This is a genomic window from Mycobacterium sp. ITM-2016-00317 (assembly GCF_002968295.1).
Classification (GTDB): Bacteria; Actinomycetota; Actinomycetes; order Mycobacteriales; family Mycobacteriaceae; genus Mycobacterium.
Genome location: NZ_CP134399.1, coordinates 1485628 through 1506588 on the forward strand (window position 1 = coordinate 1485628; position 20961 = coordinate 1506588).

Genomic DNA, 20961 nt, shown 5'->3' on the forward strand with positions numbered 1-20961 from the left:
CCAGAACCTTTAGCCGCGATCGTCGGTTCATTCGGTCATAAGTTAATGTGAGGGGTGCGGATACAATTGTCATCGTTGAAAGCGCGCGTGCGGAAGCAGCTGCCAACACCTATTAAGAATCGCTGGTTTATTGTTAGCGGCGTACGCAAGCTGGTTCGCAAAGAGCGGCGGGAATGCAATCTTTGCGGGTACACTGGGCGGTTCTGGCCATATGGGGATCCGCCTCGGCCGTCGGCTGTCTGCGGAAACTGTGGGTCGGTTGAACGTCACCGATTGATGCGTTTGTGGGTCGAACGGAATCCAAGTGCAATCGATAACGCGGCAGTTTTGCACTTCGCGCCCGAACCTGCTTTGACCCAGTTGTTCAGGGGGCGGTCAAGTCGATATCAATCGGCGGACCTAAATCCCGAAGTCGCCGACACGGTGCTCAATATCGAAGAGATCGCGCTTCCTGATGAGTCGGTCGACGTGATTGTTTGCTCTCACGTTCTCGAGCATGTTAATGATGCAAAGGCGCTGAGGGAGTTTCATCGTATTCTAAAGCCAGGCGGTCGCGCACTATTGATGTTTCCGATCGTCGAGGGTTGGGATACGACCTACGAAAACGAAGCCCATACGTCGAAGGCAGACCGCTTCCGGTATTTCGGGCAGGACGACCATGTGCGGTACTTCGGCAAGGACGTTCGAGATCGGATTCTGAGCGCCGGACTCAAGCTGACTGAGTTCACCGCGACTGAACCAGATGTTTCTCGCTACGGGTTGGTGCGAGGCGAGAAGGTCTTCGTCGCCCTGAAACCCGAACAGGATTCGTGACGATCTCGGTGGCCATGCGAGCGCTGTACCAATCGGGCATCAGTCCCGTACCCAACCCCTTTGACGATTGAAGTGCGCGCTGGCCCGCTGGTCCCGAGGACTCTCATGCCGATAACGAGCGGCATATCAGGCGGTGCTGTTCGTTATGGGGATGCAGCAGCGGTGACTTGTCGGATAGTGCCACTTGGGGTGGTGGACTTAGGATCGGCGTAGGTTCACGCGCAGTGATCAACGAGTCGTGGCGAATGCTAGGCGGTTTGACGGCGCTCCGCGAGGGGTTCGGCTGCTTGCTGTTTGGCGGTGATCACTTTGTGTAGTTCGGCCATGGAGATATCGGATAGGTAGCGGCGGGTGACCTGCCATTCGTCGTGGGCTTCGATGACCAGCGCGGTGGCCAGTCGTAGAACGCGGCGCGGTTGGGGAAGATCTCCACGACATCGGCGCGACGTTTGATCTCCTTATGAGCCGCACGATCGGGTTGTTCGACCAGATCTTCTGCCAGTGCGCCTGCGGGAACGCGGAGAAGGCCAGGACGTCGGTTTTGGGCTTGTCCATCATCGCGGCCACTTTTGGAGAACTTGATGAGAGCGTGGCAGCGACCTGATCCCATTGCGTGGCGACCTCATGAGGGTCGGTGTGGGCGAATCGTGCTGACCGCCGCGGTCACCGCGGGCGCGTGTTTGGCGGCCATGACTCTGTGCAGGTTGCGCATGAAATGGACTCTGCAACGCTGCCAGGATGTTTCGGCGCACTTGAGGGGGATCCATTCGGTGGTCCAGTCGCTATGAGGCTTGGGGTTGGTGGGTCGTGGTCCACTGTCGGGCGAACTCCGCTGGGTGAGTTCACCGTGGGCGGAGTGGGGCCGGTTGGCGTTGTTATCGCCGCGCCCGTGGGCTTGTCAAGATAACTGTGTAAGTAGTTGTGGCCGTTTTGGTTTGGTGGGTGCTCTTTAGAGTGGAAGTCGGTCGGGGAATTGGATGGCGAAGGCGTTGAGCGCTTCAGTCCAGCGGTAGGTTCCTGATCCTGGGTTTGATCCTCGTTTCTGGTTGATGTTGCGGATGGCTAGATACAGCAGCTTGAGCGCGGCAGCGTCGGAGGGGAACGAGCCGCGGGCTTTGGTCACTTTGCGCAGCTGGTAGTTCAGCGACTCGATGGCGTTGGTGGTGTAGATGATCTTGCGGATCTCGACCGGGAACGCCAGGAAGGGCACGAACTCGGCCCAGGCCCGGTCCCAGACCGCGACCGCTCCCGGCGATTTGGTCTTCCACTCGGCGCGGAAGTCCTCCAGGGCCAGTTTGGCGGCCTCTTCGGTGGCCGCGGTGTAGATCGGGCGCAGCGACTTAGCCATTTTTTTGCGGTCGGTGTAGGAGGCGTAGCGCATGCTGGCCCGCAGCAGATGCACCACGCAGGTCTGGATGATGGCCGCCGGCCAGACTGCGGTGATCGACTCCGGCAGCCCTGTCAGCCCGTCACAGCAGACGAACAACGCATCCCGGCAGCCCCGGTTGCGCAGCTCGGTGAGCACTCCGTGCCAGAACTTGGCGCCCTCGGTCTGCTGGATCCAGACTCCCAGGACCTGCTTGATCCCGTCGATATCGACCCCGATCACCACGTGAGCGGCCTTATTGGCCACCACGCCGCCGTCGCGGATTTTCAGGCGAATCGCGTCGATGTAGAGGATCGGATACACCGGATCGACCGGGCGCGACTGCCACGCGGCGATCTCGTCGGCCACCACGTCGGTGACCCGCGAAATCGTCGCCGGCGACACGCTCGCGCCGTAGACCTCGGCCAGGTGCTCGGTGATATCGCGGGTGCTCATGCCGCGGGCATACAGCGACAAGATCATGTCCTCGACCTGCCCCAAGCGGCGTTTGCGTTTGGGCACGATCTGCGGGTCGAAGGTGCCGTTGCGGTCGCGCGGGACCTCCAGATCGACCGGGCCGGCGGTGGTCAGCACGGTCTTGCGGCCGTGGCCGTTACGGGAGTTGCCCGAGCCGTTACCGGCCGGATCCCCGTGCTCGTAGCCGAGGTGATCAGCGATCTCGACATCAAGGGCACGTTCGAGGACGGACTTGGTGATCTGGGCCAACAGCCCATCAGGACCGTCGATGGGGGTGCCCGAGGCCTCGGCATCAGCCAACAGCGCATCCACAGCAGCCGCCGGCAGGACCTGGGCCAACTTCGCCGCCGCCTCATCGGCAGAGGATTCAGAACGAGACAAAGCGATTCACTCCTGTCCGGTGGCCAGCATGCCTGACCACCATTCAGGCCCAACCACTTACACAGTCAATGAGACACGCCCGCGCCCGTCTTCGATGATCACCCAGCTTCCAACAGTGAGCCGAAGCGCCACGAGCTGAGCAGTTCAGCACGCAGGCGGCCGTTGAACGGCGCGACCCATGCGTTCTGACACGGTGACCCAGCATCAATGAAAAGTCAACCGGCACTATTGAATCAGCACCAATCGCTCACCGCGTGCGCGACGAACTCAGGCCGGTTGTCGAAGCGCACATAATGCGGCGCCCCGTGCGCAAGGGCCAGCAGATCCAAGACATCGACGACGCCATCGGCGTCGATAGAACGATCAACCTCGATCACATGTGCTTCGCGGATGAAGTCATCGATCACGGTGAGCATCTTGAGGGTGCGACCGTTAGCGGTCGTGTCGAACTGAGAGGCCATCGCCCAGATCACGTTCGGACGAATCGGTGACATCGCCCCCACGGCCCCCCTGATACCGGTCAGCCGCTTCTTCCTGCGCCGCTGTGGTACGCGCAGCCCCTCCTCACGCCACAACCGGCGAATGCGCTTGTTGTTGGCCTTCCACCCAGCCCGACGGCCATCTTGGCCGCCCGCCGCCGGCCCCAGCGAGGACGATCGACCTAGAACCGGAAGATCAGGCCCCGCAACTCGACCTCCTCGGCGGTCACCGCCGCCCGTGTCAGGCGCATCGTCGAGCGGTGCAGACCGATGACCGCACACGCGCGGCGCTCAAACACCCCTAACCGCTCACGCAGCACCGCAACGGCACTGCGCCTACGGTTCGGGGTGAGAAGTTTCGAGCCGAAATCTCCTTTTTGAGCATGTCGATGTCGAGGGCCTGGTTGGCGACCAGCTTCTTGAGTCGCGCGTTCTCACCCTCAAGCTCCTTGAGCAATTTGGCCTCGTTGGCCTTCATGCCGACATACTGCGCCACCCAGCGGTGCCACGTCGACTCGGCGATCTCCAGATGTCGGCAGACCTCGGCCAGTTGCTGTCCGGTCCCGAGCAGCTTGTTGCCCCAATCAGCTTGCGGATGATCTGGTCCGGGGGCATGCCGCCGGTGCTTATTCGATGCCATGTCGTCGTCGGTCCTTCCTTGCCCGCAGACCGAGGCAACGAGTCGCACAACAACTGGACCACCACAACGGCCTCACCTCAAACTGTTGGGCGACAGCCGATTTCAAGCCCGCGGGCTTCGGAGGTGACCAGGTGCACTCCGGTCAGGCGGCGGGCTCTGAGTGAGGCCAAAACTCCCGCCAAAACAAGAAGGATTCGTTGTTACCGACGGCGGTGCCCAACACTTCGCGGGTGCCCTCGATGGACACCCCGGTGGCCACCACCAGCGCTCGGGAGACGACGTGAGCGTCGATGCGGACCTTGCAGAAAGTGGCATCGCAGAACACGTACGGAAACTGCGTGTGGATCTGGCTGCGGGTGCGAAACGCCTCGATCTCCTTGTCGAGGCCCGCGCATTTACGCGAGATCTCTGATTTGGAGGCTCCTCACACCCAGAGCCCCGGCGAGGTCCCGACGCTGCGGGTCGACACGCCGTCCACGTCGGCCCCATGATCACCGCACGCAACGCTTTATCGACGCGGCGGCGCCGCTCCAGCAGCCAGGGGAAGAACGGCTCGGCCCGCAGCTTGGGGGTCTGGACCTCGATATCGCCGGCAGTGGTGACACCGTTTTCGGTCGATGGCCGTTGCGGTGGGTGGCTCGCTCAACCGGCGCCGATCGCCTTGTTAGCTTCGCCTCGATCAACGCCCGCAGCCCGGCGCGGATCAATTCGGCGAACACCGCCCCGGCATCGTCAGTGAGCGGCGGCTACGGGACCCGCTGGTAAGCGACGTACACCGTTACTGCTGAGGTCCTAGGCAGTACACTCTGCCAATCACAAGGGGTGGGAGATAGTGTGTCACGGCGGAGTTCACTGGTCCGACGCGCGATTAGGCGTGCCAAGTTCGCGCTGAAGCCGTCGGCTAAGTTCGAGAATTCGGCCGACTATTGGGAGCAGCGTTACCGCAGGGGTGGCAATTCGGGCGCTGGCTCGTACAAGCGCCTAGCGCGTTTCAAAGCGGAAGTCATCAACGAGTTTGTTGGTGCACACGACATCGAGTCAGTCATCGAGTTTGGCTCTGGGGATGGCGCACAATTGGAACTCGCGCAATACCCCAAATACATCGGGGTCGATGTCTCGCTCACAGCGCTCGAGTCGACGCGCCGCAAGTTCGCCGGCGACGCGAGTAAGATCTTCCTGCACACCAGCGAGGTCAACGGCCACCGAGCCGACATCGCATTGTCTCTCGATGTGATCTATCACCTCGTCGAAGACGATGTGTTCGACAGCTACATGCGACAGCTATTCGATGCGGCCACGAAGTACGTAATTGTATACTCCAGCAACGAGGACCGGTCTGCGCCGAGCCCGCACGTTCGGCACCGCATGTTCACTCGGTGGATCCAAGAAAACGCGCCGGAATTTTGCCTAATCGATACGATCCCGAATAGGTACCCCCATTCGGACGAGAATCCCAATGGCACTAGTTTCTGTGACTTCTTTGTATTTGCTCGCAGCGACGGGTAATCCTGAGACCTACTTGGGCAAGACCGTCCCAGCAGTTACCGACACAGGTCACTCCACCGCCAGTCCGGCCATGTCCTCTTTACCCCCGAAATCCCGCCTGCCCGGGGGGCTTATCCACTTGTCGTTGGACATAGGTTGCCAGCGCTTCATTCATTGATACCGGAATAAACCCTGTGGCTCGGATCTTCCCAAGTGCTAGGGCGCCGTTCAGCGGCCTCGGCGCAACAGGTCCCCGATTTGCAGAGTAATACTGTTCAGTGGTCACGGCCGTTACGCGCGCTGGGTCATGGCCGGCGAGTAAAAAGACTTGCCGGGCAATCTCGGCCCACGTGGTTACGTCCCCACAACTCGTGACGTTATAGATCCCGTACGGAGCACGTACTTCGATAAGGTGTTGAATCGCACGGGCCAAGTCGTCGGCGAAGGTGAGCCTTCCGCGTTGATCATCGACGACCTTGGGGTTGATACCGCGTTTTGCGAGTGACAGCATTGTGCGGACGAAGTTGTTGCCCTCGCCGATGACCCATGAAGTGCGGATGACATAGCAGCGCGGTACGGCTTCCACGAGTTTCTCGCCGGCTGCCTTTGTTTGGCCGTAGACCCCTAGTGGCGATACGGGATCGTCCTCGCTGTAGTTATCCGTGCGGCGCCCGTCGAACACATAATCGCTGGATATATGTACCAAAGTGATGCCGTAGCTGGCTGCGATGCGCGCGAGACCAGCGGTGGCCGTGACGTTTGTCGACCAAGCTATACCTCGTCCTTCTGGGGTTTCAGCTTCATCGACCGCGGTATACGCCGCCGCATTGATAATTAGCCCGTAGTCCCTCCAGCTTCGTGAGGCAGTGAAGTCGGACGACGTGAGGTCGAGCTCCGCCCGGCTTACGAATTCGATATGCGGTGTGCCCGCATATCTTTGACGAAGGGCAGTTCCCAGTTGGCCGCTACCTCCAAGAACCAGTGTCTTGAGTGGAGGGATCGGGTGAACGTCCGCAAGCGGAGGATGGGCCCTGTCCTTACTTGATAACTCAGCCTCGGCGAGAGGAACTGGCCAATCTATGCCGAGGTTTTCATCGCCGAGGTTCACCGACGTATACGACGCCTCAGCTGAGTAATGGTCGTTGACAAGGTATGTGTAGGACGTATTCGGCTCCAAAGTCTGGAACGCGTTACCGACGCCTCGCGGTATGAACACGGCGCGCGACGGGTCCAGCTCGGCGGCAAATGACGCTCCAAAGGTTGGGCCCTCGCGTAAATCCACCCACGCTCCAAAGATGCGTCCGGAGCCAACCGAGACGTACTTATCCCATGGCTCGGCGTGGATACCCCGCGTGGTTCCGATGGCGTGATTGAACGATACGTTGTTTTGCACCGGTCCAAAATCGGGCAGCCCCGCCGCGATCATCTTTTCGCGCTGCCAGTTCTCCTTGAACCAGCCGCGGTTGTCGCCGTGGACCGGCAAGTCCCAGAGGGTCAGGCCAGGTATCGGGGTTGCCTCAAGGCGTAACGCTTTGCCGTAGTCAATCACAAGAGCTCGTCCTACCGCCTATTGGCCAGTTCGCGCATACAGGGCCTCGGTTGCGTCCTTTGTGGAACACCACCAAGCCTCATTCTCGCGATACCACTGGATTGTCGCTGCCAGTCCTCGTTCGAAGTCGCTGTATCTCGGCTCCCATCCGAGCTCAGTCCGTATCTTGCTGAAGTCGATGGCATATCGGAGATCATGGCCGGGGCGGTCGACGACATGGTCGTAGGCATCCGTCTGCTTCCCCATAAGTTGGAGGATGAGTTCGACTACGGATTTGTTGTCTTTTTCGCCATCTGCACCGATCAGATATGTCTCACCGATGCGTCCATCCTCCAGGATTCTGAGGACTGCGGACGAATGGTCGTCAGCATGGATCCAGTCGCGAACGTTGCGTCCCTCGCCGTACAACCTGGGACGAGTTCCGCGCAATACATTGGTTATTTGGCGAGGGATGAACTTTTCAACATGCTGGAAGGGTCCATAGTTATTCGAGCAGTTCGATATGGTGGCGAATACTCCGAAGGATCGGACCCAGGCACGCACTAGGAGGTCGCTTCCAGCCTTCGTGGCGGAGTAGGGGGACGAGGGGTTGTATGGGGTTGTCTCCGTGAACTTGTGCGGGTCGTCGAGATCCAAGTCCCCGTAAACCTCGTCCGTCGAGATGTGGTGGAACCTGACACCGTGCTTGCGCACAGCCTCTAACAGCGTGTAGGTGCCGACCACATTGGTATAGACGAATGGGTTCGGATCCTCTATCGAATTATCGTTGTGCGACTCTGCGGCGAAGTGCACTACGGCGTCGGCTGACCCGACGAGGCTGTCAACGAGCGCAACGTCTCTGATGTCGCCGCGGACGACCTTGACCCTGTCGCTCGGCAGGTCGGATATCGATGAAAGGTTGCCTGCGTAAGTGAGCTTGTCCAGGACTATCGAGTGATGGTCAGTGTTGCGGACGATGTGGTGGACGAAGTTTGACCCGATGAAACCAGCCCCACCGGTGATGAGTAGGCGCACCGTCAGAACCCTCTGTCGATGAGATCCAACAGGTACTGCCCATATCCAGATTTGACCAGTGATTCCCCCCTGGTCCGAAGTTCATCATCGGTGAGATAACCCTGGCGCCAGGCGATTTCCTCCGGGACCCCTATCTTTAGCCCGGTGCGCCGTTCCATTGTCCGCACATACTCGGCGGCGTCTGTCATCTGATCGAACGTGCCTGTATCTAGCCACGCCGTTCCCCTTGGCAGCACACGCACTTGGAGGCGTCCTTGCTCCAGGTATGCACGGTTTACGTCCGTGATCTCATACTCGCCCCGATCGCTGGGGCGAAGCCCGCGTGCGATGTCGACGACCTCGTTGTCGTAGAAGTAAAGGCCAGGGACCGCATAGTTGCTCTTAGGTACCTTGGGCTTTTCCTCTAGCGAGACGGCCAATCCGTCGGCGTCGAACTCAATGACCCCATAGGCCGATGGCTCAGCGACCCAGTAGGCGAAGATCGCCCCGCCTTCGACGCGGGCGAATGATCCCAGCTGAGTTCCGAGGCCTGGGCCGTAAAGGAGGTTATCGCCTAGTACGAGCGCAACTTTCTCATTCCCGATGAACCGTTCGCCGATTGTAAAGGCTTGTGCGAGTCCGTCCGGCGACGGCTGCTGCGCGTAGGTGATCGCTACTCCGAACTGAGAGCCGTCGCCGAGAAGGCGGTGGAAATGCGCCGCATCATGTGGGGTAGTGATGACGAGAATATCGCGTATGCCAGCCAACATCAGAGTTGACAACGGGTAGTACACCATCGGTTTGTCATAGACCGGGATCAACTGCTTCGAGACGCCAAGCGTGATCGGATGCAAACGAGTGCCGGAACCGCCGGCAAGGATTATCCCCCTCACGAGGCCATCGTTGCACACGGTCGGCAATGCGGCCTTGTCTACAACTGCCCGAGCGGTGTTTCACCCCATGGCAATTGGCCGAATATCGGCGTGTTGCTGCACTGACCGCTCAACCGTCAAGTGTCAACGGAGTAGCGTCGTAGACGTTTTCCCCTTGCGATCACCGTTGTGCGCCACTCGTATCTCGGGGATCAATCCGTCTGAAAGGCGTCAGTTGCACGTTCTGTTCGTATGCACCGGCAACATCTGCCGATCCCCTACCGCCGAACGCTTAGCGCGTGCAGGTGCAGTGCAAATGCAGATTCCAGATTTCACCGCAAGCAGCGCGGGGACGCGGGCGGTTATTGGGCATCCAATCCATCAAGAGGCCGCATCTGTCGTCGAACAGTTGGGCGGTGTGGCGGTCGACTTCGCTGCGCGACAGCTGTCGGGACGCCTTGCGTCAAGCGCTGATCTGATCCTGACCATGACAAGGGCGCACCGCGACAGCGTGCTCGAACTAGCTCCTCAGAAGCTGAACAGAACCTTCACTCTGCCCGAGGTCGCGGCGCTTTCGAGTGGTTCCGGCGCGACCTCGATCGCCGATCTCGCTGCACTCCGGTCCGGCCTGGAAATCGACGCGGACCTCGATATCGAGGATCCGATAGGCCAGAGCGCAGAGGTATTTGCGGCAGTGGGTGCCAGGATTGCAAGGCTGCTGCCGCCTGTGCTGGAGCTTTGCCGACGGTCTATCGATCCGGACGCGATGTGATGTGAATCACTACAACGTGAGGCTCCGAGTTCGGGCCCCACGGTCCGCCTCGCCGCAAAGTCCGAGCGTAGCCGCGGGCGCCTTCTAGCAGCGGTAGTCAGTCAAACCGCACGCACTATCAAACTGCGCGCGCAAACATATGGCTACGCCACCCTCGTGTGAACGAGACGCCCACTTTGTGACCTCCCTGTAAATTGCGTAGCGAACACGTTGTTCGCTTGAGATGTTCACGGGGCGTGGGATAAAGTGCCAGCACAAGGGGGACAAAGTGCGGGGGGATGCATGACGGCGGTTAATGATCGGCTGGTAACTCCAGCAAACATCGTTCCGATACCGGGCAAGATTCCGACCTGGCAACAGGGCTATGCATTGCGGCTCGTGGCGATAGATCTGGTCGGCGTCGTTCTCGCCGTCGGACTTGCGCAGTGGCTTCGTTTCGGTGGGCTGAGCGGGGAGGTGTCGGCTTACCGGTACATCGACTATCCGGCGGTGTCGGTCGCGATCGCTCTTCTTTGGATGGCCGCACTCTCCATCAACCGTTCCCGTTCACCGCGGGTGATCGGATCCGGCGCAGAAGAATACCGCCGCGTCTGGCTGGCCACGTTGTCCGTGTTCGGCGGGGTCGCGATCGTCTCGATGCTGTTCAAGCTGGAGATCGCCCGCGGCTACCTGATCATCGCCCTGCCCGCAGGCCTTCTATTCCTGGCCTTCGGCAGATGGATCGCCCGCCAGTTCGTCATCCGTGCTCGCAAGAAGAACGGCGCCTGCATCACGCGCGTTCTGGTGGTCGGCAGTCCGTCGGCCGTCCGTGACCTCACCAAATCCCTTGCCCGGGAGCCCGGTTCCGAGTACCAGGTTGTCGGGGCTTGCATTCCCGGGCCCATGCACCGCACCAAGGTGGACGTGCCCGGTGTCGGGGCAGTGCCCTCGTACGGCGACGAATCCGATGTCGTCGACGCGGTACGCATCACCGGCAGCCATGCTGTCGCGGTCACCGCGACCGAGCGCCTCGACGGCCGCGGCATCCGCGACCTGTCCTGGGAACTGGAGAAGCTCGACATCGACCTTCTTGTCTCACCCGGCGTCGTCGACATCGCCGGCCCGCGACTGCAGATGCGCCCGGTCGCCGGCCTGCCTCTGATCCACGTCGAGAAGCCGCAGTACAACGGCGCCAAGCGCTTTCAGAAGCGCCTCTTCGACCTCGTGTTCTCCAGCACCGTCCTGCTCATGGGCCTGCCGATCCTGCTGGCCGTCGCGGTCGCAGTGAAGCTGACCAGCCGCGGACCGGTGTTCTACCGCCAGGAGCGCATCGGCCTCGACGGCAAGCCCTTCGAGATGATCAAGTTCCGCACCATGGTCGAGGGCGCGGACAAGATGGTCGACAAACTTGCCGCGCTCAACGAGAGCGAAGGCGGGGTGCTGTTCAAGATTCGCGAGGACCCGCGCATCACCCGGGTCGGGCGCATCTTGCGCAAGTACAGCATCGACGAGCTGCCGCAGTTCATCAACGTGTTGAAGCGCGACATGAGCGTGGTGGGCCCGCGTCCGCCGCTGGCCCGTGAGGTTCAGGCCTACGACGAGCACGCGATGAAGCGCCTCCTCGTTCGTCCGGGCATCACCGGTCTGTGGCAGGTCAGCGGACGCTCCGACCTGTCCTGGGAGGACTCGGTCCGGCTCGACCTCTTCTATGTGGAGAACTGGTCGATGGTCTCCGACCTGCTGATCGCAATCAAGACGGTGAAAGCGATGCTCAGCCCGTCCGGCGCGTACTGACCGCTCCAGGGCAACCGGCGGCACATGCGTAAACCCCACCCGCAGTGCGGATTACCTGGCATTTACGTAGGCCACGTGTAGATCGAGCGAAATGCGGTTACCGCTAAAGAATGACCGCTCCGCTCTCACGCTTCGACGACTGGCTCAACCGCCGGCTCGATGAATGCGCGCGCGAGGCGGGCCAGGACGTCGACGCGTACGTCGCCCGTGCGGTCGCCGCCCAGATGGTCCGCGATCTCACCCGTCGGGAGAACCCTGTCGCCACTGAGATCGCAGCCCACCTACCCGGCACCGTCACCGCGGTAGATAGGGCCGCCGCGGTGCTCACCGATCCGCGCCGGCTGCGCGCCGTACACGCCACCGGCCTGCTCGATTCGCGGCCCGAACCTGCCTACGACCGGATCACCTCCTCCGCCGCCCACGCCCTCGGCGCACCGTTCGCCGCGCTCACCGTGATCGACGCCGACCGGCAGTTCTTCAAGAGCTTCACCGGCCCACCCAGTGACCTCTCTGAGAGAAGGCAGACGGCGCTGGAGTGGTCGTTGTCCAAGTGCGTAGTGGCCACCGGCGCACCGCTGGCCGTCGAAGACGCGCACAACCATCCGGTGTTCCGCGGCCACCCAGCCGTCCGCGACGGTTCCGTCGGCGCCTACCTTGGTTACCCGCTCATCGATCCCGACGGCACTGCCGTTGGCGCACTGTGTGTTTTCGACACCCAGCGCCGTAGCTGGGGCGCCGGGCACCGGCAGGTCCTCGGCGACCTCACCTCGGTGGCTATCGAACTCATCTTCGCCGCTGACACCCACTGAGCCAGACCCCGCCGCCACCCGTCCGTCCAGTGGCCCGATATTGCAGAGCAAACTTGGACGCCACGTTCTGATTCCCCTGCGTAAGCGCCCCAGCACACCTACAGTGGGGTGGAGACCGTTGGGGGAGCTCAGGGATGCAGGCCAACTTCCACGCGACGACTCATGCACCGAGTCGCCGCCCGACGATGCCGCGCATGACCGCGGCGGCGGTGCCGACCTTCGTCGACGTCCCGGCCGCGCCGCGGATCCTCGACAGCCTGCGCAACGAATCCGGCTACCGCACGCTCACCGTCGTGCTGGACATCTGGGCGGCGATCTGGGCCGTCGCATTGGCGCTGTGGTGGACCAACGGCCCGGTCGCCGAACGCGGAGTCGCGCTCTGGACCTGGGTTTTCGTCCCGATCCTGATCATCGTGCTGACCACCCGGTCGATGTACAAACGTAAACTCAGCCACCGCTTCATCGACGATTTCGAACCCGTCGAGACCTCGGTCGCGGTCTCGGCACTGGCCACTTTGGCGGTGCTGATCGCGGTGGTGCCCAAGCTCGCCGAGGATGTCGCGCCCGGTCAGTACGTGCGGCCGAGCGAGGTCGGCGTGAAGCTCTGGATCTGCGCCGCGGTGCTGGTGCCCGGGGTCCGGCTGCTGCGCTCACTGGCGCAGCGCTACCTGCGCCGCAAATTCAGGTTCGGCTCCACTGCCATCGTCGTCGGCAACGGCCCCGTCGCCCAGCAGCTGATCACCCGCATGCGGGAAACACCCGACTACGGCCTGCGGCCCGTCGGCGTCATCGACGACACTCGCCCTTCCGACACCGACCTGCTCGACGTGCCCTACCTGGGCACCACCGACAACCTGGAAACCGCCGTCCGCGCAACCAAATCGGAAGACCTGATCATCGCCCCGTCGGCGCTGCCCGACGAACAACTGGCCGTGCTGGCCCAGCGCGCCCAGAACCTCGGCATGCGGGTGCGGGTGGTCCCCCGCCTGATGGACGCGGTCGGAGTGAACGCGCGCGTCGAACACCTGGGCGGCGTCCCGCTGATGGTGCTCTACCGGGTGGACCCCAAGGGCTGGCAGTTCACCGTCAAGCACGCCTTCGACCGCAGCGTCGCCGCGCTGGGACTGCTGCTGATCTCGCCACTGTTCCTCGCGCTCACCCTCGCCGTGCGGCTGAGCTCACCGGGACCGGTGTTCTTCGGGCAAGAACGCATCGGCCGCGACGGCAATGTATTCAGCTGCTTGAAGTTCCGCAGCATGCGCCTCGCCGACCCCACCGACACCGGCTTCGCACCCCAGCACGGTGCGGCGCCCGGCGGTGTCGAGGGCGACGATCGGCGCACCCGCATCGGAAAGTTCATGCGTAAGACCTCTCTCGACGAACTGCCGCAGCTGATCAACGTGCTGCGTGGCGACATGAGCCTGGTCGGGCCCCGACCCGAGCGCCCCGAGTTCGTCGACCTGTTCGCGATGCAGATCCGGCGCTACGGGCAACGCCACCGCGTCAAGGCCGGCATGACCGGCTGGTCGCAGGTGCACGGCCTGCGCGGCCAAACCTCCATCGCCGACCGCGCCGAGTTCGACAACTACTACATTGAGAACTGGTCGCTGATCCTCGACTTCAAGATCCTGATCCTGACCGTGCTGGCCGTGCTCCGCACGAGCGAGGACTGAAGCCCTGCCACTGGCAGCATTGGTATCCGGCGTAGCCGTACGACTGCATATGGCTGACCTTCTGGCGGTCGAACTGAACGGCAGCACGGGTTTCCGCGTTTATCGCGCTCGTATTCCTAAGTTGGGTTACCTTTGCTGAGGGGATGGTCGGCAGTTGGGGGTTCAGACGCGATGAAGCCGGCTCACGTGGGCCTGATACCCGACGGCCTGCGCCGCTGGGCGCACGCCAACGGCACCTCGCTGACCGACGCCTACCGGCGCGGCGCGGACAAGGTCGTCGAGATCCTGCTCGCGCTGCAACGCAACGACGTGCAGACCGTCACGGTGTACAACCTCAGTCGCGCCAACCTGGCCCGACCCGGCCACGAACTCGACGCCGTCTACGCCGCGTCCGCACACTTCCTCTCCACGCTGATCCCCGAGCACTTCGACCCCGCCGACTGCGGCCTGCGCATCCACGGCGACCTGAGCCTGCTGCCCGACGAGATCGCCGCGACCGCCCGCGCGGCCCAGACCGCGATGGCGGGCGACGGCTTCCGGATCAACGTCCTACTGGCCTACGACGCCGCCGACGAACTGCGCGCGGCCCATCAACGGGCCCTGCGCGAGGGCTGCGACATCACCGCGGCATTCGAGATCAGCGACATCGACCTGGTCCTGCGCACCACCGCCGAACCGCTGCTGAGCGGATTCCCGCCGCTGCAGAGCCAGTACGCCCAGCTGATGTTCCTCGACACCCCGCTCAACGAGCTCACCGCCGCGCACATCGACGACCTCGTCGAGCAGTACCGGGCTTTCCCGCAGCGGCGGGGCAAGTAGCCCGCTGTGACGACACGCAAACCATTGATCATCGGCGCCGGCCCCGCCGGACTCACCGCCGCGCTGGAACTCGTGAGCAGGGGAGTGACCCCCCGACTCTACGAAGCATCGGCCCACGTCGGCGGTCTGGCCCGCACTCCCACCGACGGCGACTGGCGCATCGACCCCGGCGGGCACCGGTTCTTCACCAGAAGCGAAGAAGTTCTCGACATCTGGAAATCGCTGCTGGCCCACGACGAGTGGCACGCGGTCAGCCGCCGCTCGGCGATGCTGGTCGGCGGACACTACGTGCGATACCCGCTACTGGGCAGAGACCTGTTGAGCCAGATGGGGGTTCGGCGCGGGATGCGCGGTCTGGGCAGCCTGATGTGGGCGCGCGCCCGCCGCGGCGTGCGGCTCGTCGAGCCGGTGTCGGAGAACTTCCGGCAGTGGGGCGTGGGGGAGTTCGGGCGGCACTGGTACGAGACGTTCTTCGACGGCTACGTCCGCAAGACCTGGCTGACCGAACCCGAAGAGCTGACCAGCGACTGGGCCAACCAGCGCATCAAGCCGATCGGCTGGCGCCGCCAGCACGACTCGGATACGGCCGCGCAGGACGTGTTTCGCTACCCGCGCCGCGGTCCCGGCCAGCTCTGGGAAGCCGCCGCGACCGCGCTGACCGACCACGGCGTCGTCGCCGCGCTGAACACCCCGGTGACCGCGCTGCGCCGCATCGGCGACACCTGGGCCGTCGAGTTGGCCGGCGGCGGCACCGTCACCGGCGACGCCGTGTTCTCCAGCATGCCGCTGCGTCAGCTGGTCGACGCGCTGGAACCCGCACCGCCCAAGCACATCCGCGCTTTCGCCGATGCGCTGCGGCACCGCTCGCTGATCACCGTCGCCGTCGCGCTGGGCCGGCCCCATGACATCCCGTTCAACTGGGTTTACACGCCGGGCAAGCACTTTCACGCCGGCCGCATCCAGAACTACCGCCGATGGTCAGAGGACCTCGCCCCGGCCGACTTCGACGGCACCTTCCTGGGCTTCGAGTACTTCATCGCGCCCGACGGCGAACTGTGGCACGCCACCGACGAACACCTCACCGACCTGGTCACCCAGGATCTGCGCGCGCTCGGACTCGGCGACACCGCGATCGAGCGGGTGATGATTGTGCGCTCCCAGTACGCCTACCCGATCTACGACCCGGCCCGGGACCGCAGCGTCATCCGGATCCGGGACTACCTACGGCAGCAGCACCCGTCGCTGTATCCCATGGGCCGCAACGGGATGCACCACTACGACAACCAGGACCACGCCATGCTCAGCGCGCTGCGCAGCGTCGGCAGGTACTTCGGGGAGAACGTCGACCCCTGGCTGGTCAACACCGACCTCGGCTACCACGAGCGAGGGTTGCTGCAGAAGTAGCGCCTCAGCGCCGGAACAGTGCCGCCAGCCAGCGGCCGATCGCAGGCCGGAAACGCGGGCAGTCACACATTCCGCAGTCCGATCCGGCCCGGAAGTGCTCGTGAGCGGCACGCTCATGACCGCACCTGCAATCCACGAAGAAGAATTTACGCTGCGGTCGGCCGAACGTGGCGACGCCTCGCGAACGTGCAGCCGACTTTGCCGAACCCCAGTACAGTGCTGCCGTGGGTTACCCCGAGAACGTGCTGGCCAGAGACGAACACGTCGTGCTGCACCGCCACCCGCACTGGGGGCGGCTGATCCTCCCGGCCCTGGTCCTGATCCTCGCGTCGGCCGCCGCGGCGTTCCTGGCCGGCTACGTCAACACACTGAACTGGGAACAGACCGCCAAGAACATCGTGTTCGGCGTCATCGCCGCGATCTGGCTGATCCTGGTCGGCTGGCTGACCATCTGGCCGTTCCTGAACTGGTGGACCACCCACTTCGTCATCACCGACCGCCGCGTGATGTACCGCCACGGCCTGATCACCCGCTCGGGCATCGACATCCCGCTGGCGCGGATCAACAGCGTCGAGTTCCGGCACGGACTCGTCGACCGCATCCTGCGCACCGGCACGCTGATCATCGAATCCGCCGCGCAGGACCCGCTGGAATTCCAGGACATCCCGCGCGTCGAGCGCGTCCACTCGCTGCTCTACCACGAGGTGTTCGACACCCTCGGCACCGAAGAGGCGCCCAGCTGAATCTGCGCCCGTCCGCGGGCTCACCTAGCCTGGACGAGGTGTTCTCGGGTCGGGGGAGTGGATGATCCGGCGCCGCCACCTCCTGATTCCGGTGTGGGTGGCAGCGCTGGTGGGGGTGCTGGCCTTCAACGGCGCCAGCGGCACGTTCCTGTTCGCCCACTCCAAGGTCGACCCGCTGGACCGCGCCGACGCGATCGTCGTGCTCGGCGGCGAGCACGACGGCCGGGAGAACTACGGCCTGGAACTCGCCGAGCAGGGCTACGCCCCGACGGTGCTGCTGTCCAACCCGTACCGCTCCACCGACAAGGTGATGAAGAAGGCCTGCCGGCCACGCACCGACATCGAGGTGATGTGCCGGGCGCCGCTGCCGTCGACCACCCGCGGGGAGGCGATGATGACCCGCGAACTGGCCGAGCTGCACGGCTGGCAGAAGATCATCGTGATCAGCTGGCGCTACCACCTGCCGCGCGCCCGCCGCATCTTCGACCAGTGTCTCGCGGCGTCGCCGCGCGAGGTGATCATGCGCGACGTGCCGCGCGACTACCCGTTCTCGGTGGCGCAGTGGCAGTACACCTACCTCTACCAGTACGGGGGATGGGTGAAAGCCGAGCTGATCAGCTGCTAGCGCAGTTTCAGGTACAGCGTGGTGCCCGCCCGCAGCGCCAGATAGCCGGCCAGCGCGAACGTCGCCCCGACCGCGCAGTGCACCGCCAACCGGCGGGTGACCCGCCACACCGAGGGCAGCACCGCATCCCCGCCCAGCCACATCGGCCGGGCCATGCTCACCGCGATCATGCTCGCCGCCGTGCCGAGCACCCCGAACCCGACCAGCGCGGTCAGCGTCTCGGGGCGCGGCTGTGCGCCGAACGCCCCCAGCAACGCACACACCACCGCGGTCCCGGCCAGCGGCTTACGCGCGAACAGCAGACCCAGCGCGGTACCCGCGGCGCCGCCCAGCGTCACCAGAACCCACGTCACCGCGTCACCGCCCGGGCGGTCAGCAGACCCAGCGCGAGGCCGCCGATCGCCGCGGCCGGCGTCAGCGTCAGGAACGCGATCGACAACACCGGCGGCTGACTGACCGTCAGCACCGCCCAGGCGCTCAGACTGGCCGCGCCGGCGCACACCCCCAGCACGAAACCCGGAAGCGCCGACGTCGCGGCCCTGGTCATCAGAAAGCCGGCGATGGCGAACGCCAGCGCGACCGTCACCGTCGTCGAGATCAGCATCTGCGGAGGCTCGGGCCACGCCTGGGCAGCGGCGTACCTGATCAGCGCGCCCACCGCACCGCCGGCGACAACGGCCCACAGGTGCGGTTGCGAGCTACGGTGTCGACCCGGCACGCGTCAACGCTATGTCTGGACCGTCGCCACAGCTCGGCTACGAGGTCCGCGACACCTTCGAGTCGTCGGAATCGTCCTCACGCTGCATCCAGCGCCGGCGGCTGGGCCGCATCGGCGTGACATTGCCCGAGCTGTCGGAGTCGGTGCCGTCGGGATGGCGCAGCTCGTACTCGTCCTCCAGCGCCTCGGCGATACCGCCGCCGGTGAGCGTGGATTCCAGCGCCTTCTCCGGGTTGCGCGCGAACTCGTCGGGAAACACGAAGCGGCGGAACGCCCAGAACCGGAACGCCATCTGCAACAGGTTGCCGATGATGTAGGCCGAGACGAAGTCGGCGATGTTCTCGGTCATCAGCGACACCATCGGCGCACGCAGCATGAACACGTAACTGGACACCCACAGCGGCGCCATGCTCAACAGCACGCCCACCCCGCTGACCCCGAAGAACAACAGCGCCTCGTGATGGCGCTCACGTCCGCCCCGGTCGCGGAAGCTCCATTCGCGGTTGAGGATGTAGGACGCGATCACCGCGACGATGCCGGCGATGATCTTCGCCGTGACCGGCTTCGGCTCCAGAATCGTCAGCTTGAGCGTGAAGAAAATCGCGGAGTCGATCACGAAGGTGGTCGCACCGACGATGGCAAATTTGATCAGCTCGTGGTGCCGTTCGGCGTAAGGACGGATCGGCCGCGGCAGGCGGCGGATTGTCGCATCGGCAAAGGACACAAAGAGTCAGTTTACGTAAGCCGCTGCCGAGATGCCGCATCGCCACGTAACCGCAGGTCAATCCTGTGGCGTCGGCCATGACAACATATAGGCCGTGTCACGAACTCATGCTTCACCGCCCGTCGTAGCAATGATCGGAGGCGGTCAGCTCGCCCGGATGACCGCTCAGGCCGCAATCGCCCTCGGTCAGACTCTGCGCGTGCTGGCCGTTCGCAGCGACGAATCCGCAGCCCAGGTCACCCCCGACGTCGTTCTCGGGTCCCACACCGACCTGGCTGCGCTGCAGCGCGTGGCCGCCGGCGCGACGGCGTTCACCTTCGATCATGAGCACGTGCCGACCGAGTTGCTGGATCAGCTGGTGGCCGAAGGCGTCAACGTCCTGCCGCCGCCGTCGGCACTGGTGCACGCACAGGACAAGCTGCTGATGCGGCATCGGCTGTCGGAGCTCGGGGCCCCGGTGCCCCGCTTCTCCGCGGTGTCCACCGTTGATGACGCCGTGGCGTTCTGCGCCGAGATCGGCGGGCCCGTCGTCATCAAGACCGTGCGCGGCGGCTACGACGGCCGCGGCGTGGTGATGGCCTCCTCGGTGGACGAGGTCCGCGCGGTCGTCTCGCGGTATCTGGACGACGGGGTGCCGGTGATGATCGAGGAACGGGTGAACATGCGCCGCGAGCTCGCCGCGCTGGTCGCCCGCTCACCGTTCGGGCAGGGCGCGGCCTGGCCGGTGGTCGAGACCGTGCAGCGCGACGGCATCTGCGTCACCGTGCTGGCCCCGGCGCCCGGCCTGTCCGAGGAGCTGGGCACCGCCGCTTCGGAAATGGCGCTGTCGATCGCCTCGTCGCTGGGCGTGGTCGGGGTGCTGGCCGTCGAACTGTTCGAGACCGCCGACGGCGGCCTGATGGTCAACGAACTCGCGATGCGCCCGCACAACTCCGGGCACTGGACCATGGACGGCGCGCGCACCTCGCAGTTCGAACAGCATCTGCGTGCGGTGCTCGACTATCCGCTCGGCGACACCGCCGCGCTGGCCCCGACCGTGATGGGCAACGTGCTCGGAGCGCCCGAGACGCCGGCGATGTCGATGGACGAGCGGGTGCATCACCTGTTTGCCCGGATGCCCGACGCCAAAGTGCACCTGTACGGCAAGGAGGAGCGGCCCGGCCGCAAGATCGGGCACGTCAACATCGTCGGCGGGACCGAGCCGGTGGAGTCCCTGCGGGAGCGCGCCGAGCGGGCGGCACACTGGTTGTCGCACGCAGTCTGGACCGACGGATGGGATCCGCACGCATGAGTTCTCCACGGGTGGGCCTGATCATGGGTAGCGACAGCGACTGGCCGGTGATGTCGGAGGCCGCCACCGCGCTGGCCGAGTTCGAGGTCCCGTTCGAGGTCGGGGTGATCTCGGCGCACCGGACGCCGGCCCGCATGCTGTCGTATGCCGCTGACGCCGCGGGCCGGGGGCTCCAGGTGATCATCGCCGGGGCCGGCGGCGCGGCACACCTGCCGGGGATGGTCGCGTCGGCGACCCCGCTGCCGGTGATCGGGGTGCCGGTGCCGTTGGCGCGGCTGGACGGGATGGACTCGCTGCTGTCGATCGTGCAGATGCCGGCCGGGGTGCCGGTGGCGACCGTGTCGATCGGCGGTGCGCGCAATGCCGGGCTGCTGGCAGTGCGGATCCTCGGGGCGTCCGATGTTGCTCTGCGGGAACGGATGTCGGCGTTCCAGGCCTCGTTGGAGGAGATGGTGTTGCAGAAGGATGCTGCGCTGCGGGAGAAGCTGCTGGGTTCGGACTAGCGTTTACGCGCTGGCGGCGAGATTGCGCTGAGGGTCGTGGCTTTTCGCGCCT

General features: G+C 64.1%; 19 protein-coding genes and 3 pseudogenes. 12 read left to right on the plus strand and 10 right to left on the minus strand.

The window, feature by feature from the left end; translation table 11 throughout:
* The first annotated feature begins 276 nt into the window (after nucleotides 1–276).
* Nucleotides 277–813: a class I SAM-dependent methyltransferase gene (locus C6A87_RS07100; protein ID WP_311116601.1), complete on the plus strand. Its 537-nt coding sequence runs from the start codon at nucleotides 277–279 to the stop codon at nucleotides 811–813.
* 248 nt (nucleotides 814–1061) lie between these two features.
* Here the strand turns inward: C6A87_RS07100 and C6A87_RS07105 are convergent.
* The 4 genes and pseudogenes from C6A87_RS07105 to C6A87_RS07120 form a co-directional block, all read right to left on the minus strand.
* Nucleotides 1062–1555 (minus strand): annotated as a pseudogene (locus tag C6A87_RS07105) (transposase); the annotation flags it as partial.
* A 207-nt stretch (nucleotides 1556–1762) separates the two neighbouring features.
* Nucleotides 1763–2995 carry an IS256 family transposase gene (locus C6A87_RS07110; RefSeq protein WP_311117840.1) on the minus strand — a complete coding sequence of 411 codons (1233 nt, stop codon included), beginning with the start codon at nucleotides 2993–2995 and terminating at the stop codon, nucleotides 1763–1765.
* A gap of 123 nt (nucleotides 2996–3118) precedes the next feature.
* Nucleotides 3119–4156 (minus strand): annotated as a pseudogene (locus tag C6A87_RS07115) (IS3 family transposase); the annotation flags it as partial.
* 79 nt (nucleotides 4157–4235) lie between these two features.
* A pseudogene (locus C6A87_RS07120) lies at nucleotides 4236–4887 on the minus strand (transposase); the annotation flags it as partial.
* A 103-nt stretch (nucleotides 4888–4990) separates the two neighbouring features.
* Between C6A87_RS07120 and C6A87_RS07125 the strand changes: the two are divergent.
* Entirely contained in the window at nucleotides 4991–5662 is a 672-nt protein-coding gene (locus tag C6A87_RS07125) for a class I SAM-dependent methyltransferase (protein ID WP_311116602.1), read from the plus strand.
* A gap of 79 nt (nucleotides 5663–5741) precedes the next feature.
* On the opposite strand, the gene C6A87_RS07130 is transcribed toward C6A87_RS07125, so the two are convergent.
* The 3 genes from C6A87_RS07130 to rfbA are packed head-to-tail and all read right to left on the minus strand — an operon-like array spanning nucleotide 5742 to nucleotide 9076.
* Nucleotides 5742–7190 (minus strand): bifunctional dTDP-4-dehydrorhamnose 3,5-epimerase family protein/NAD(P)-dependent oxidoreductase, encoded by a 1449-nt coding sequence (locus C6A87_RS07130; protein WP_311116603.1) that lies wholly within the window; start codon nucleotides 7188–7190, stop codon nucleotides 5742–5744.
* Nucleotides 7191–7208: 18 nt separating this feature from the next.
* Nucleotides 7209–8204, minus strand: a complete 996-nt coding sequence (gene rfbB / locus C6A87_RS07135; RefSeq protein WP_311116604.1) for a dTDP-glucose 4,6-dehydratase — start codon at nucleotides 8202–8204, stop codon at nucleotides 7209–7211.
* 2 nt (nucleotides 8205–8206) lie between these two features.
* Nucleotides 8207–9076 carry a glucose-1-phosphate thymidylyltransferase RfbA gene (gene rfbA, locus C6A87_RS07140; protein WP_311116605.1) on the minus strand — a complete coding sequence of 290 codons (870 nt, stop codon included), beginning with the start codon at nucleotides 9074–9076 and terminating at the stop codon, nucleotides 8207–8209.
* Nucleotides 9077–9290: 214 nt separating this feature from the next.
* On the opposite strand from rfbA, the gene C6A87_RS07145 reads away from it, so the two are divergent.
* From C6A87_RS07145 to C6A87_RS07180, 8 genes are all read left to right on the plus strand, one after another.
* The gene (locus tag C6A87_RS07145; protein ID WP_311116606.1) at nucleotides 9291–9827 is read left to right on the plus strand and encodes a low molecular weight phosphatase family protein; all 537 of its coding nucleotides are present in this window, start codon (nucleotides 9291–9293) and stop codon (nucleotides 9825–9827) included.
* Between the two features lie 282 nt (nucleotides 9828–10109).
* Nucleotides 10110–11600: a sugar transferase gene (locus C6A87_RS07150; protein ID WP_311116607.1), complete on the plus strand. Its 1491-nt coding sequence runs from the start codon at nucleotides 10110–10112 to the stop codon at nucleotides 11598–11600.
* Between the two features lie 110 nt (nucleotides 11601–11710).
* Nucleotides 11711–12409 (plus strand): GAF domain-containing protein, encoded by a 699-nt coding sequence (locus C6A87_RS07155; RefSeq protein ID WP_311116608.1) that lies wholly within the window; start codon nucleotides 11711–11713, stop codon nucleotides 12407–12409.
* A 185-nt stretch (nucleotides 12410–12594) separates the two neighbouring features.
* Nucleotides 12595–14082 (plus strand): sugar transferase, encoded by a 1488-nt coding sequence (locus C6A87_RS07160; RefSeq protein WP_396837075.1) that lies wholly within the window; start codon nucleotides 12595–12597, stop codon nucleotides 14080–14082.
* A 171-nt stretch (nucleotides 14083–14253) separates the two neighbouring features.
* The gene (locus tag C6A87_RS07165; RefSeq protein WP_311116610.1) at nucleotides 14254–14901 is read left to right on the plus strand and encodes an undecaprenyl diphosphate synthase family protein; all 648 of its coding nucleotides are present in this window, start codon (nucleotides 14254–14256) and stop codon (nucleotides 14899–14901) included.
* A 6-nt stretch (nucleotides 14902–14907) separates the two neighbouring features.
* Nucleotides 14908–16305, plus strand: coding sequence for an NAD(P)/FAD-dependent oxidoreductase (locus tag C6A87_RS07170; RefSeq protein ID WP_311116611.1), 1398 nt, complete (start codon nucleotides 14908–14910; stop codon nucleotides 16303–16305).
* Between the two features lie 224 nt (nucleotides 16306–16529).
* Complete coding sequence (locus C6A87_RS07175; protein ID WP_311116612.1) at nucleotides 16530–17048, plus strand: PH domain-containing protein; 519 nt, start codon at nucleotides 16530–16532, stop codon at nucleotides 17046–17048.
* A gap of 61 nt (nucleotides 17049–17109) precedes the next feature.
* On the plus strand, nucleotides 17110–17673 hold the full coding sequence (locus C6A87_RS07180) for a YdcF family protein (protein WP_311116613.1): 564 nt from the start codon (nucleotides 17110–17112) through the stop codon (nucleotides 17671–17673).
* Here C6A87_RS07180 and C6A87_RS07185 read toward each other — a convergent pair.
* Genes C6A87_RS07185 through C6A87_RS07195 form a run of 3 tightly spaced genes read right to left on the minus strand, consistent with a single transcriptional unit; the run spans nucleotide 17670 to nucleotide 19115 of the window.
* Nucleotides 17670–18026 carry a hypothetical protein gene (locus C6A87_RS07185; RefSeq protein ID WP_311116614.1) on the minus strand — a complete coding sequence of 119 codons (357 nt, stop codon included), beginning with the start codon at nucleotides 18024–18026 and terminating at the stop codon, nucleotides 17670–17672. The two genes, C6A87_RS07180 and C6A87_RS07185, sit on opposite strands and share 4 nt — an antisense overlap.
* The gene (locus tag C6A87_RS07190; protein WP_311116615.1) at nucleotides 18023–18391 is read right to left on the minus strand and encodes a chromosome condensation protein CrcB; all 369 of its coding nucleotides are present in this window, start codon (nucleotides 18389–18391) and stop codon (nucleotides 18023–18025) included. Before C6A87_RS07190 ends, C6A87_RS07185 begins: the two co-directional genes overlap by 4 nt.
* Nucleotides 18392–18428: 37 nt before the next feature.
* A complete protein-coding gene (locus tag C6A87_RS07195) occupies nucleotides 18429–19115 on the minus strand; it encodes a GtrA family protein (protein ID WP_311116616.1) in 687 nt (228 codons plus the stop codon).
* A 130-nt stretch (nucleotides 19116–19245) separates the two neighbouring features.
* Between C6A87_RS07195 and C6A87_RS07200 the strand changes: the two genes are divergently transcribed.
* Both C6A87_RS07200 and purE read left to right on the plus strand, forming a co-directional pair.
* Nucleotides 19246–20406, plus strand: a complete 1161-nt coding sequence (locus tag C6A87_RS07200) for a 5-(carboxyamino)imidazole ribonucleotide synthase (protein WP_396837016.1) — start codon at nucleotides 19246–19248, stop codon at nucleotides 20404–20406.
* Nucleotides 20403–20909 carry a 5-(carboxyamino)imidazole ribonucleotide mutase gene (gene purE, locus C6A87_RS07205; protein ID WP_311116618.1) on the plus strand — a complete coding sequence of 169 codons (507 nt, stop codon included), beginning with the start codon at nucleotides 20403–20405 and terminating at the stop codon, nucleotides 20907–20909. Before C6A87_RS07200 ends, purE begins: the two co-directional genes overlap by 4 nt.
* Nucleotides 20910–20961: the final 52 nt, after the last annotated feature.